Source organism: Oxobacter pfennigii, assembly GCF_001317355.1.
GTDB classification, from domain to species: Bacteria; Bacillota; Clostridia; order Clostridiales; family Oxobacteraceae; genus Oxobacter; species Oxobacter pfennigii.
Genome location: NZ_LKET01000021.1, coordinates 216397 through 230120, shown reverse-complemented (window position 1 = coordinate 230120; position 13724 = coordinate 216397). Strand labels below are relative to the sequence as shown.

Annotated in this window: 15 protein-coding genes; 3 read left to right on the top strand and 12 right to left on the bottom strand. The window is 36.5% G+C overall.

The genetic code is table 11. The features are described 5' to 3' along the window. Positions 1-192: 192 nt before the first annotated feature. The 3 genes from OXPF_RS22330 to OXPF_RS04215 form a co-directional block, all read right to left on the bottom strand. On the bottom strand, positions 193-333 hold the full coding sequence (locus tag OXPF_RS22330) for a hypothetical protein (protein ID WP_160317146.1): 141 nt from the start codon (positions 331-333) through the stop codon (positions 193-195). Positions 334-367: 34 nt separating this feature from the next. Further along, positions 368-676 (bottom strand): ferritin family protein, encoded by a 309-nt coding sequence (locus OXPF_RS04220; protein WP_054873958.1) that lies wholly within the window; start codon positions 674-676, stop codon positions 368-370. Positions 677-789: 113 nt separating this feature from the next. Further along, positions 790-1176, bottom strand: a complete 387-nt coding sequence (locus tag OXPF_RS04215) for a MerR family transcriptional regulator (protein WP_054873957.1) — start codon at positions 1174-1176, stop codon at positions 790-792. Positions 1177-1383: 207 nt separating this feature from the next. Between OXPF_RS04215 and OXPF_RS04210 the strand changes: the two genes are divergently transcribed. Next, the gene (locus tag OXPF_RS04210) at positions 1384-2490 is read left to right on the top strand and encodes a DUF362 domain-containing protein (protein WP_054873956.1); all 1107 of its coding nucleotides are present in this window, start codon (positions 1384-1386) and stop codon (positions 2488-2490) included. On the opposite strand, the gene OXPF_RS04205 is transcribed toward OXPF_RS04210, so the two are convergent. The 6 genes from OXPF_RS04205 to OXPF_RS04185 form a co-directional block, all read right to left on the bottom strand. Continuing rightward, on the bottom strand, positions 2480-3712 hold the full coding sequence (locus OXPF_RS04205) for an MFS transporter (RefSeq protein ID WP_054873955.1): 1233 nt from the start codon (positions 3710-3712) through the stop codon (positions 2480-2482). The genes OXPF_RS04210 and OXPF_RS04205 overlap by 11 nt on opposite strands. Before the next feature lie 9 nt (positions 3713-3721). Further along, on the bottom strand, positions 3722-4078 hold the full coding sequence (locus OXPF_RS04200; RefSeq protein ID WP_054873954.1) for a hypothetical protein: 357 nt from the start codon (positions 4076-4078) through the stop codon (positions 3722-3724). 183 nt (positions 4079-4261) lie between these two features. Beyond that, complete coding sequence (locus OXPF_RS04195) at positions 4262-5071, bottom strand: methyltetrahydrofolate cobalamin methyltransferase (protein WP_054873953.1); 810 nt, start codon at positions 5069-5071, stop codon at positions 4262-4264. Positions 5072-5217: 146 nt separating this feature from the next. Continuing rightward, positions 5218-5853, bottom strand: a complete 636-nt coding sequence (locus OXPF_RS04190) for a cobalamin B12-binding domain-containing protein (RefSeq protein ID WP_054873952.1) — start codon at positions 5851-5853, stop codon at positions 5218-5220. A 48-nt stretch (positions 5854-5901) separates the two neighbouring features. Continuing rightward, complete coding sequence (locus OXPF_RS22325) at positions 5902-6045, bottom strand: hypothetical protein (protein ID WP_160317145.1); 144 nt, start codon at positions 6043-6045, stop codon at positions 5902-5904. 15 nt (positions 6046-6060) lie between these two features. Continuing rightward, positions 6061-7227, bottom strand: a complete 1167-nt coding sequence (locus tag OXPF_RS04185; protein ID WP_054873951.1) for a uroporphyrinogen decarboxylase family protein — start codon at positions 7225-7227, stop codon at positions 6061-6063. 314 nt (positions 7228-7541) lie between these two features. On the opposite strand from OXPF_RS04185, the gene OXPF_RS04180 reads away from it, so the two are divergent. Next, positions 7542-8198 carry a GntR family transcriptional regulator gene (locus OXPF_RS04180; protein WP_054873950.1) on the top strand — a complete coding sequence of 219 codons (657 nt, stop codon included), beginning with the start codon at positions 7542-7544 and terminating at the stop codon, positions 8196-8198. Positions 8199-8205: 7 nt separating this feature from the next. Further along, a complete protein-coding gene (locus OXPF_RS04175) occupies positions 8206-8928 on the top strand; it encodes a GntR family transcriptional regulator (protein WP_054873949.1) in 723 nt (240 codons plus the stop codon). A gap of 135 nt (positions 8929-9063) precedes the next feature. Here OXPF_RS04175 and OXPF_RS04170 read toward each other — a convergent pair whose 3' ends face one another. The 3 genes from OXPF_RS04170 to OXPF_RS04160 all read right to left on the bottom strand — a co-directional run bounded on the left by OXPF_RS04170 (position 9064) and on the right by OXPF_RS04160 (position 13389). After that, complete coding sequence (locus tag OXPF_RS04170; RefSeq protein WP_242854324.1) at positions 9064-10431, bottom strand: SLC13 family permease; 1368 nt, start codon at positions 10429-10431, stop codon at positions 9064-9066. A 256-nt stretch (positions 10432-10687) separates the two neighbouring features. After that, a complete protein-coding gene (locus OXPF_RS04165; RefSeq protein WP_054873947.1) occupies positions 10688-12139 on the bottom strand; it encodes an SLC13 family permease in 1452 nt (483 codons plus the stop codon). A gap of 566 nt (positions 12140-12705) precedes the next feature. After that, the gene (locus tag OXPF_RS04160; RefSeq protein WP_423230555.1) at positions 12706-13389 is read right to left on the bottom strand and encodes a SanA/YdcF family protein; all 684 of its coding nucleotides are present in this window, start codon (positions 13387-13389) and stop codon (positions 12706-12708) included. Between the last annotated feature and the right edge of the window lie 335 nt (positions 13390-13724).

Below are 13724 nucleotides of genomic sequence, written 5' to 3'. Positions count from 1 at the left end.
AAAATCAAACCGTATTACTCATATAATACAGCTTATGACTGTATTATATGAGTAATACGGTTAATTTGTCAAGCAGATATATTAATTTCCTGATATTCATGCAGAGCTTTTAAACCTCTTCATAGAGAGGATTGGGGTTGGCGAGTGAGAGGAAGGGATACTTCAGAACAGTGGGGCAAAAGATTGTCATCACTACCGTGACATCGGAGTCACCAGCGCTTTCGCAAAAGAAGATGAAAAAATAACCAATAACGGCAAAGGCAGGCAGCTTAATCTGCTGTCTGCCTTTGCCAAATACCACAGTTCATAAAATGTTCCTATGGTAAACCGCATAACTTCAGCGCCTTTTTATTATGGTATTATTAACCTACTTATTTTTCAAATCTTCAATTTCTTCTTCTACTTCTGCTGCGCCTTCTATGTAGAATTTTTCTTCTTCGGGATCCAACTCTTTTAACAGCCTTAAAAATTCTCCCGCATGAACCCTTTCTTCATCGGCAATATCCTTTAACACTTCTATTGCCAAAACATTATCTGTAGATTCTGCCAGCTGCATGTATAATTGTATAGCTTCATATTCAGCAGCTATCATAAATCTTATTGCTCTTATAAGCTCAGCTTCTGTCAGTTTCCTGTCTTTTGCGAGACCGGAAAAGGAATTTCCAAAATCAGGCATATGTGTCCCTCCTTTTAAAATAATTATGTTTTTAGCATATCATGACGATTGCACTATAATAGTATTATTATAGGTACATTTTGTCAACCGATGAGCCCAATAAAACAAAACACCTAATTTATTTTTTTATCCTCAACTTCCACCCTGCAGGAAGTATTGTAATGAGTAATTTTATAATCGATTTTTTTGAGATTCTGCTTTAATTCGTTAATTTGCTTCATAACTTCCTTACGGTGTTCTATAAGCATTTGCCTGCGTGCTTCCAGCGTCTCATCACCAACAAAGCACCATTGCACATATTTCTTTATTTGCTTTATTGACATGCCTGTATTCTTCAAGCAGCAAATAACTTCTAACCACTCCATATCGTTTTCGGTAAAAAACCGATTGCCGGAATTATCTCTCTTAATAAAAGGCAGTAGACCTTCTTTATCATAATAACGAAGCGTATGTATGGTAAGGCCTGCTTTTTTTGCTGCCTGCTTAATAGTATACCCCATATTACATAATCCTCCTTTTATTTTATAAAATAATATTAAATCATAAACAGACTTATAATTTATACATTTATCAGCAATACTTTTAGTACCTTGAGCTCCGATAAACTAATTATAAATATTGCTTGCCTTAGAGTAAACTCTATGGTGTATATTATATTCTATGAAATAGTAAAATTATTGTATTTTAATATCTTGGAGGTCAATACAATGGAAAAATCAAAGGTTTATTTTACCGACATGCATGTTACCTACAGGGAAAATTTGCAGGAAAAGCTTACCAGGCTTATTAAAACTGCCGGAATACAAAACATTGATTTCAACAAAAAATATACGGCAGTTAAAATACATTTCGGAGAACCGGGAAATCTGGCCTTCCTTCGCCCCAATTATGCCAAGACGGTTGTAGATATTGTAAAGGACTTAGGCGGCAGGCCCTTTCTTACAGATTGCAACACTTTGTATGTAGGCAGCAGAAAAGATGCATTGGAGCATTTAAGTTCTGCCTATTTAAACGGCTTCTCTCCCTTTTCCACCGGATGCCACATTCTTATAGGGGATGGATTGAAAGGAACCGATGAAGCTCTTATCCCCGTTAATAATGGTGAATATGTAAAGGAAGCCAAAATCGGCCGCGCCATTATGGATGCGGATGTATTCATTTCACTTAATCACTTTAAAGGCCATGAGTCGACGGGCTTCGGAGGTGCTTTAAAGAATATAGGAATGGGCTGCGGTTCCCGGGCAGGAAAAATGGAAATGCACAGCAGCGGAAAGCCCACAGTCGAACAGGCTTCATGTATAGGCTGCGGCATGTGCGCTAAAAGCTGTGCTCACAGTGCAATAACCATAACAAATAAAAAAGCATCAATAGACCATAGAAGATGCGTAGGCTGCGGAAGATGCTTAGGAGTCTGTCCTACGGATGCCGTTGAACCTGCTTCTGATGAATCCAACGGCATATTAAACAAGAAAATAGCTGAATACAGCTATGCAGTCCTTGAGGGACGCCCTCATTTTCATATAAGCCTGGTTATTGATGTATCACCATTTTGCGATTGCCATTCTGAAAATGATATACCCATAGTGCCGGATGTAGGAATGTTTGCTTCCTTTGACCCCGTTGCATTGGATATGGCCTGTGCTGAAGCAGTTAACCGCCAGCCTGTAGTGGAAGGAAGTCTGCTTTCAAAACAAAACCATAAGCATCATGACCATTTTACAAATCTGGCGCCTGACACCGATTGGAAGGTGGCAATTGACCACGCTGTAAAATTAGGTATAGGAAGCAAAGAATACGAGCTGATTACCATTTAGAATAGCTTTCTTCTTTAGGTTTTCCGGCCTCAACAAGGTCTTTGCTCATTATTAGAAAAAAGCTTTGCAGAAACAATAATATGCCGGTACCCGTCAAAATCCACTCGATAGGAATAAAATCGGCGGCAGGTCCGAATATAAGCATACCTAAAGGCATCATGGAGCTTGATATCATACCCATTATTCCGAATACCCTGCCTAAGAAATCAGGCTCCACCTTTTCCTGTAAAAGAACCGTCGATGGTGTATTGAATATAGGCACTGATATACCTGCAATTGCCATAATAATAAGGTATATTGAAAATAAAGGCACCACACCTAGTGCAATTACACAAAGTCCGGTAGTAAAACTTGACAGCACCATGGTGTGTATTTTATTTTTAAAGCCTCCCCAGGAAGCAATGAGAAGTCCGCCCAGGGTCATTCCCGTAGCGAAACCAATTTCTATGGCTGTCAATCGCCATACATCCTCCCCGAAACTCCTTGTGACCTGCAGTGGTGTTAAAAAGGCAACGGGAGCTATTAAGAAAAAGTAAAAAGCACAAAATACAAAGAAGGTCCTGACGAAAGGATGCTCTTTTATATATGCAATTCCTTTCTTTAAATCCGAAAAATAGCTTACCTGCTCTGTATTAAGAGCTTTATTGTGGGAAGGTACCTTGAGAAATAAAATAAGCACAAGTATAGCAATAGCAGCCGTTATGACATCGATGAAAAAAATAGATTCAATGGATGCCACACTTAAAAGTACACCGCTTAGCATGGGTGATACAAGCATGACTACCGACTGTATGCTTCCGTTTATACCCCCCACCTTTGTAAGCTTATCCTCTGGTACAATCTGAGGTATAAAGGCTCCGTTAGCCGGCATTTGAACACTGGCGCCCAACGACCTTAAAAAAGACATTAAAAACATGAGCCATATTGACCCATGTCCCATTAAAAACAATATTGCCATTACAAGGGTTGATACTGCTATAAATGCATCCGATAAAATTATAAGCATTTTGCGGTTATAACGATCAGCCCACACACCTGAAAAAGGTGATAAAAGAAAAGTAGGCAAAAACCCGCATATGATGGAAATAGTCATCATAAGTCCGGATTTTGTATTAAGTGTTATGTACCACATTATGGCATACTGAACCAGCGAGGAACCAAACAACGATATGGTCTGGCTTAATACAAACAAAACTATATCTTTTTTCCAATTATCTCTCATAAACAGGTTTCACTCCATTTCAAGCTTATCCATTTTTAAATACCAGTCTATTATAACATAAAATTTACCTGGTAAATTTCTTATTATTATAGCCTTATAGTATATAAAATAAGCGATATGCTCCTCCTTGTTTGGCCCCAGTCGGCATAGTCCAAGAAATAATTTGAATTCCAGTATTTCATCAAGGTTTGAGCTATATTCAATAGAAGCTCTTGATATGAGAATGAGTATTTCTATAATCTTGGTTCTTAAAATCTCAAGATCATAGGTACCACTTAGCAAAATATAGTCCAAAGTTTTATCTAATATTACTTTAGTTCCTGCTTTATCCCCGCATTTAATCCTAATTAAGAATTCATTTTCCATATCAACAAGATAGTCTTTTACTTACTACTCTTTATGGTATTGACAATAAATAATTATTTTTATTCCTCCATAAAAAATTTCAAGCTGTTGATATCACGTTCATGATCAACAGCCTGATCTAAACAACACAAAGGAGGTAGTGTTATGTTAGACAAATAACTTTTCTAAAACTAAAGCATATTTTTAATCATTTTTTATTGGCCCTATCTTGTTCTTACGGTATGCATTGGTAAAGTTCCTGCACAGCCTGTCCTGCCCCATTAATGCCTTAGTTGTTATAAGTGAAGTATACAAATCACGGTTAACAGGATCCATAATTGCTGAATCCATTCCAACAAACATTGCTATGGTTAAAAAATGCTGGTTTATAACTCTCCTTAACGGCATACCGAAGGATATATTGCTTAATCCCGATGTAATCTTAATCGTTGGATATAATTCTTTGATTTTTGTAAGAGCTTCTACAAAACTTGGCAATGATTTATTATCTGCTGACATCGCCATTACGAGTGGATCTACGTGAATCCTGTCCGGTGCAATATCATATTTGGCTGCCTTTTCTACTATCCTCTTTGTTATATCAACCCTTGTTCCGACATCGGATGGAATTCCCTTATTATCACATGTCAATGCTATAACCTGCCATCCTGTTCCCTTCATCAGAGGAAATATTACTTCACATTTATCTCCTTCTTCTGATACAGAATTTATTATACCGGGTTTTTTGGCATACTTAAAAACCTTTTCTATCATTCTTGGGTTAGGGCTGTCAATACATAGGGGTTTATCTACAGCATTCTGTATAATATCCATCATCCATTTGAGAGTTGCCACTTCAAGTTCCGGCACTGTGCTGGCACAAACATCGATATAGTCAGCTCCTGCCTCAGCCTGCATAATAGCAAGATTGCGGATAAATTCTTCATTTTTTTCTTCAATTGCTTTCTTTACACTTGGTATTGTCCCGTTAATTTTTTCTCCAATTACTATCATGTTTTATTCCTCCTTAAGTTAATTTTATTATTACGGCACAGCAATCTTTATAGAATAAAACTGCCGATAAATACTATATCAGCAGTTTTATCCGAGTGTATATATGAAATGATTATTATGGTGACTTTTTTACTTTATCCAATAGGCTATTTAACCCAACCCTGGCATATCTTTACACCTTCTGCAGCATTAGTTGTGAAGGCATCTGCGCCTATCTGAACACAAGCTTCTTTAGTTACAGGGTTTCCGCCTATGATTATTTTTACACTGTCCCTTAATCCTGCTTCCTTTAATGCATCAACCGTATCCTTCATAGCTTCCAGTGCCAGCGTTAATACACCGCTCATTCCAACTACTACAGGTTTTACTTCTTTAACTTTTTCAACAAATGAACTTGATGGCTGGTCGATGCCAAGGTCTACAACTGTAAAACCTGCTGCCTCAGCCATGCTTTTGAATATGTTCTTGCCTATATCGTGCAGGTCGCCGGCAACTGTTCCAAGTACTATTGTAACTACACTTGAACTATTATCAGTTCCCAATACAGGCTTTAATGTGTTGATAGCACTAGTTAAAAGCTCTCCTGCAAATATGAGATCACCTACAAAGTATTCGCCTTTTTCATAGAGGTCACCTACAATCGACATGCCGCTCTGGCAAGCTGCAACAACCTTTTGGGCTTCTTCTTCCGAAGGTTTTGCAGCCACAAAGTCATTGATCATTTCAAGAACCTTTTCTTCGTCCAGCTCTCCCACTGATTGTGTTAAGGTTTTTAAATCCATTACTTTATTCCTCCTTAAACTGCCTTATTTATATAGAAGATCTCATTTTTACAACAATAGATTCATGACAAACTGGAAAATAATATCTTCGGATTTCAGCATCTTATCTTTCATGGCTGCAATATTTCTTTCATCCGTATCGTTATTTTCTTCAACAATCTGTTCCCATGTCTTTAAGTATTTACTGTTCATAAGCTTCCCCTCCTTTTAATATGTAGCATTGTCACGTAAATAGTCTGATAATGCTATTATATTTTCACGCATATTGCCTTGACAGGTAATAGCACTCTTATCAAATTCAAAATAGTAACGGCCGCCAGGAGCCAGAATATCAACATATTCTTTTGCCTTTTCAATGACCTCTTCTTTAGTTCCAATTTGCAGTATGGATATAGGATATAATCCCGATATGATCTGTTTATCTCCTAATTTTTCCTTAATGATTTTAGGATCTCCGTATTCAAAACGCAGCCTTACATTTTCCGGTAAATCCCTCAGATGATCCAGATAACGCATCCAGTCACCTTCGCAGAAAATTCTTACACCCATACCAGATTCCACAAAGGTTTCTACCATCTTTTTGAAAGTAGGGTAATAAAATTTTTCAAAATCCTTTGTCCGCATAAAGCCCGGCATGTGGGTTGTAATGGAAGTCGTACCTAAATAATGAGGCTTTGATGGGGTAGCTTTTTTAATAAGAAGCTGCAAAACCGCATCGCAGGCTTCAAGCACTTGCTCAGGGTATCGCCTGACATCAGTCAGTATATTTCCAAAACCTCTTATAAAATCCGCCAGGAAATCAAAGGGACACTTAACACCACCGCTGTCAGAGTTAGCGGGCGGTTTTAAATAGCCATATTTTGCGATTGCATCACTTTTAATCTTTTTCATTACCGTTTGTTCTTCCCGATATGCAACAATGCCTTTTGCCATGTTAACCGATCTTGTTACAGGATCTGTATCAAGTGCAGGAAACAAAGTCGGCAAAATCTTTTCTAAGATAACATCAAAAGGAGACTTAATAAAAGCCTCATAATCCTCAGCTTCCATACCAGCCAATTCCGGATGCTGCATAAAACCGGTTTTACTCATCTTGTATGAACGTGAAGCCAATACCTGATAAGGATAAGGTATAATCGTAGATGCAACCGGCACAATATCCGTGAAGACCTGGGAACAAAATTCATCGCAAGCCTTTGACAACAGACCAGCCGTATCCCACTGGGATTCAAACAAATCATAGCCCGCAAACTGAATTGCAAATGGATTGTACACATAATGTCCTAATGGAACTCTCTTTGGTATCTGACCTGTATATAATTTGTCGAAAAGGTCATACCTCTCTTTTTGTAGTTTTTCTGCATTATTGACCATTTTATATCCCTCCTTAGTTTAATCTCAATATACATCACGCCATATTTTAATGTCTAATCAAACATTTGCTTATAACTATAAACATTTGTTTTTTTAAAAAATCTATTGTACATTTTGACAAATTCTATTATACTTTTTCTGAACTCCTTATAGATTCAAATCGCAATAAATACAATAACTATTCCTTTTTCATCCTTTTATTCTTCTTTGATAAATACGCAGTTAGAATTGAATTAAGGCTTTGTGTCATGCATTAGTTTTATCCTTGTAGTAATGCTTCGACTCTGAAATTGATTTTATATGGAGGGGATAAAATGTCTGGCCTTTTAGAAATTTATCAAAAGATTGGTGCAAGGAAAAAAATATCTACCAGCATTTATTTGACAATAGCTCAGGCTATTATAACGGGAATTTTGTCTCCGGAGCAAAAAATAGACGATATAAATATTGCACAGGAATTAGATGTAAGTCAAAATTCCGTCCGAGAGGCATTAAAGTTGTTAGAGTTTGATCACTATTTAAAGTTTTCTAAAGGTAAAGGATATGTAGTTGAAAATGTGACATTAGAAGATATTATAAAAATCAATGAAATGTTAAACGTCCTATCTTCAGCCTCTATAGAGTTAATCAACATACATGACCATATCTCTTCTATCATGCTGTCAGAAAGTTTAAACCGGGAGCAAGAGACAACAAACCACGAACTTGATAGAAAATTTCATATGACCTTAGCTCTTTGCACAAAAAATAATGAAGTTATGAAGGCAATGCGAAATGCCTTTGACAGGCTGATGTGGGGAATTAATGTATTGCAGCTTAATGATTTAAGCTCAATTATCATCGAAGATCATGGAAAAATCGTAGAATATTTTATCAACAACAAAAATGCCAGCAAAGAAATTTTATCCGATATTATGATAAAACATTATAATTTACATCTTGAAGACATATTTGCAAAAAATAGGGAGTGAGCTTAGCATGGAAAAAATAAAATCTGATTATCTTAAAAATGTAAAACAACTTCAAATAAGTGATGCTATCTATACTACCCTGAAGGAAAGTATCATCCAAAATCAGCTGGATTCTAACTTTCGATTGAAAGAAGAAGAGCTTGCTTCGATTTTAAATGTAAGCAGAACTCCAATTCGGGAGGCACTGCAGCTCCTGGAACAAAATGATTATATAATCTCTGATACCAAAAAAGGATATATAGTTAAAAACCTTTCAATTAATGAAACTATTGATATAATTGAATACCTTCGCTTTTTGCGCCGCTCTGCCGCAGAAATTACCGCACTCCAGATCACAAAGCAGCAATTGTTATTTTTGGAACAAAAAAGGCTGACTGATATGCAATTATATATGCTTAATGATCCTGAGCAAGTATCCAATGTATATAAATGCCATCAGGATTTCCATTTATCCATTGCCAGACTGACAAACAATAACTTTCTTTACAACGAAAGCTTACGCATGCATGAAAAATTATTGATGATTCATTACTATTACACAAATGATATGAAGAGTGATTTCCCTGCCAATACCCATTTGGAAGAACATAAAAAGCTCTTGGAAGCCTTTAGAAACCGCGATTCGAAAAAAGCCAGGGAAATTGCTAATGAGTATTCGAAAAATATATTTGTCATTAAAAGAATGTATAAACTAAAACGAAACTTTGATCATATAGAAGTGGTAAAGTAATTTGTAGCTGAAAATAATAACACTGAAATTATGCCTCCATCATAATAACTGCATATATACTTATAATTCCGAAAGTTTATAATCGGCTAAAGAAAAAAGAGCAATTTCTTTCCTTCAGCCGATTATATAAAGGCTTTATAAATATACGGCAATGTAAAGCCCGTTGAGAAGCAAAACTGTTATCAGAAGTAATGCTGTGCCCATTAATCCATATTTAAACATATCCTTGATAGCTAGCCCGCTCATAGCAAAAGTAGTCCCTGCGGCTGCGCCTGACCATGGGAACATAACTCCTATTCCTAAAATTGAAATACTCAATCCAAATATAAAAGGATTATATCCTTTTTCTACGATTACTGGTATCAATGATTGTACTATAATAAGGGTCGCGGCTGTTCCACTAAAATTGTTAGTCAGGGCAATCATAACAAGAAAAGCAAGCCCTATAATAAAGTAGACTGATAAACCGTAAAGCGGCAATGCTTTTAGTATTGTATTGAACACCCCATATTCACTTAATGCGTTTCCTAAAACTGCACCGCCTGTAGCTAACATGGCTACATTCCATTGTCCGTTATCCAAAAGCTCTTTCCATTCTAATACAAATTTCTTTTCTTTCAAATCAACAGGGATAGTAAACAATAAAATCAAGCCAATAATAGGAACTTCCCATAGAGATATGTTTTTCGGTGCAATTATCCAAAGTGCAATCATAAATAAGAATATAGCCAGAGTGGCTCTTTTTCCCCCTCTAAATCTATTAGTGTTATTAGTAGATTTCTGCTTTTCTTCTTCATGAATATTTAATGGGACATTGCTAATTTGTTTTAAAAATAAATTCCACATTAAAACAAAATTGATTAGTAACATAAACAGGGAGATAGGGAAGCCTATCTTAAACCAATCAATAAAGCTTACTGTTGTATATTTATCAATAATGGACAATGCTATGACATTATGCGGCGTACCCATTATTGTAGCCATTCCTCCGCTGATTGCTGAAAATAAGGTGCCTAAAACAATAGCTTTCCTAAAAGAGCTTTTCACATTTTGCGATTCTATCTCTGAAATTCCTTTATTATTGATTAAATTTACTAATGAAATACCAACGGGCAGCATTATCCCTATAACTGCTGTATCGCTTATAACTGTGGAAATTAGGTAAACCGATGCAAGGTATCCAAAAGCCAGATGCTTTGCCGATTTAAGAAAAAATTTATTCCTTTTTACAATTCGCACTAATGAATCTGTAAGTTCATATTTTTGAAAAGCATATCCCAATAAAACGATACTTGCAATCCAAAAAAATACCGGCTGTGCATATAGTACCAATGTTTCCTCCAATGTACTCATATTAGTCAGCGGAAACACTATTAATGGCAGCAATGATGTTATGGCATAAGGAACTACTTGAGTCATCCACCATATAATTACCCAGATAAATGTACCGGTAGCGATACTGCCTTCAATAGTCAGTATATTTTTCGTAATCAGGAATATCATAAAACCGGCTAAAGGTCCTAAACATAAGGCTAAGAGATTTTTAAGCAATATATTGCTTTCATATCGAACAGTACTTGCTTCCATTTATCATTATCCCTCCTTGCTTTTGTTTTAGTCGAACTGGCTTTTTGCAGCATAAAAAAATTCTTATACAAACTCCCTGTAAGTTTAGTAAATATTGTAAAAAGGGAGGAGAAATAATTCAACCTCCCTTTCATATGTTCACAATAAACTTGATTGAAGGCGCAAATAGCTTTTAAATCACTCCGACAATTTTAAACCATATAATCATAACAGGAATCATGACTATCCATATACCCATATACCATCCGCCAATTTTCATAAAATCATTTTGAGAGAATTGTCCATATCCATAAGCCACCAGCGAATGTGTCATCTGGTACATGAGGAAGTAGCCCCCGTAACCTAAGAAAAAAGCCAGCAGTCCAAACATAGGGTTCATGCCCATATTAGTATATACTGCCATAATTATTGGACCAAATGCCCCGATAGCAACTACCAGTGACGGAATGAAGATATGTACGACATATGCTATAAGTACCAGTATGAGTGCTGCTAAAAATACGTTACTATTGTACAGATATGGTCCTAAGATATTTCCTAAGAATTCGGCAAGGCCGGTTTTCTGAAGTATGGCGCCCAATGACATTGCACATGCCACAAAAACTAATGAACCCCAATCCAATCCTTTTAAGTCTTTTGTCCCGAGGACTTCTATTCCCGGAAGAAACATAATTGAAATTCCGACGAAGGCCACATTCATAAAATCAAGTTTAAATAAATCTCCGGTTAGCCAAAAGAACAGAACCGCGCCGATTAACACTGCCACTATCTTTCCTTGTTTGGTCATTGAACCGGCCTCATTCTTAAACTTCTCTTTGAGTTCCCTGGCTTCTTCTTCAGTGAGCTTAGTCTTCTCAGGGGGAAAGACCTTTGGAATTATTAACCATAGTAAGATCGCACCTATTATAACAAGAGGCAGTATATATGAAGTCCACTGAAAATAGGTAACTTTTATCCCTGCCTTCTCCAGGATGCCGATAGTGGCAACTGTCGAAGCTCCTGCTGTCATAAATGGACCTGATGAATGAAGAGCCAGTACTCCTATGCTGGAAAAAAAGCCTCTTCCGATATTGCTCATTTTATCAGTTGGCATTCCGAAAACCTTCAGCAGCATAGTACTGATTGTAGCTACAAGAACAAGCCTGGCTGTACCCGAAGGTACGATAGCAGCCAGAATTACCGGCAGCATTACAACCATAAACAAAAACACTTTATAGCTGGGGTTCACTTTTGACATTATCTTAAAGGCTAAAAACGTATGAAGGTTGGTTTTAGTAACGGCGTTAGCCATCAAAAATGCAAATATAAGAAATATTAAAGTAGAATCTGAAAAACCTGCAAAAGCTGTTTTCATATCTACTACACCGAACACCGTAAACATAACCATACCTACTAACCCTACCAATGCTCCGTCTATGACGTTTCCTATCCACCAGAAGACCATAAACAAAAATACGCCCAAAGCCCTTTGCGCCTCAGGACTTAATTCATTAACGCTCGGCATTAAGTACATTGGATATAAAAATCCAGCGACACCTAAAATTAAACAGGCCATCTTTTTTATCTGATTTCCATCCGTCTTTGGTTTTTTTTCTACCTGTGAAACCGTTGTTTCATTTACCATATTTTGTACCTCCCTTATATTTGAATATACTGTTGTCTATTCAATTTCAGCCTCATTTTAAATCCCCGGGGTATCCAGCTTAACATGGTTTTAATATACACTACATAATATTTTAATGTCTAATCAAACATTTGCTTATAGATTTAAACATTTGTTTTTTTTGAAATTTATTGTATATTTTCTGTAATTATATGTCGTGTTGTCCCTTCTCTCGTTTACATAAAAATGACACCAACCATCGATTATGGTTGGTGTCATTTAATGATTTTTATATTTTCCATTATCTGATTTCATGGTTCAAATCACAGAGCTTTTTAAGCCCATTTAATAATTTACTCAATCCATTTGGGATTGCAACCCTCACATACTTTATAACTTATATTCTTTTCAATATCCTAGGCTATAATAACCACACTTAAGAGCAATATCATGAAAGGAATAAAGTATGGTCTTATCATCAGGTCACGGGCTAAGAACGGCCCATTTTGCTTCATTAGGAGCGCTGTCACACTATCTATGGTAAAAAGAGTTCTTATGATTTTTTATTGCTTTTAAAGATATTGACTTCATTTACCTCTATCATCCGTCAAGCTCCCACTTCCTGTAACAGGGATAACCTCACCAAGAAATTTTGGTTTTGGCTTAATCAATTTCGCCGTAAAAAAGTCTTTGTTCCTCGCGGCAATTTCCCGCAGTTCATTTTTTAGCATAACCCCATTATAAATTCGCTTGTCCGCTGAAACTCCGTAGGCCTCAATACCCAGTTCCCTCGCAATAAATAGAGCTCTCATAAGGTGATATTTTTGAGTTACTATAATAATCTTTCTCACCTGAAAAATGTCCCGAGCCCGATAAAGGCTGTCGTAAGTGTTGAATCCTGCATGATCCATGAATATATCGTCACCGGGGATTCCTTTTGCCTTTAAGAAATCCTTCATGGTATTGACCTCATCATAATCCTTCCGGCCATGATCACCGCTTACAATTATCTTTTGAGCTTTTCCTTTTTCATAAAGCTCGTAGCCGGTGGTAAGCCTGTCTCTTAGCATTAAAGAAACATTTCCGTCCGGGAATACCAAGGCTCCAAGGACGATGATTGCATCCGCCTCCGGAACCTCCTCATGACTTAAAATATACTTACTTCCTCCATTTTTTATGTACTGATTAACAATAAGTACAAAGGCTGTCGAAATGACACAGGCTATGCTTAAATATATCAATAGTTTTTTTATTCTTTTTCTCACAGACATATCTCCGTTAGCCCCCTTTTATGAGTTTGTATATGATCAAAGAACCGTCCCTTGACACGCTCCCTTCACTATAGTAACATACTATGGCACAATTAAATATTCCAAAGTGACAACCTTTAAAAAAAGTTGTCACCGTCTCAAGGCTTGATGATACAAGTATCAGCGAAACAGAGACAAGAATGACAGTAATTATATACTTGTTTTTATTTATTCTTTCTTTTTATATATAAAAAGAAGTAAAAAAGCTGCCTTTCTTGTTTCTTGTCACTACTGTATATTTCAGCACCTAACAGACATTTATTCCGGTAACTTTCAGACAGTATATCGGAAGTTGT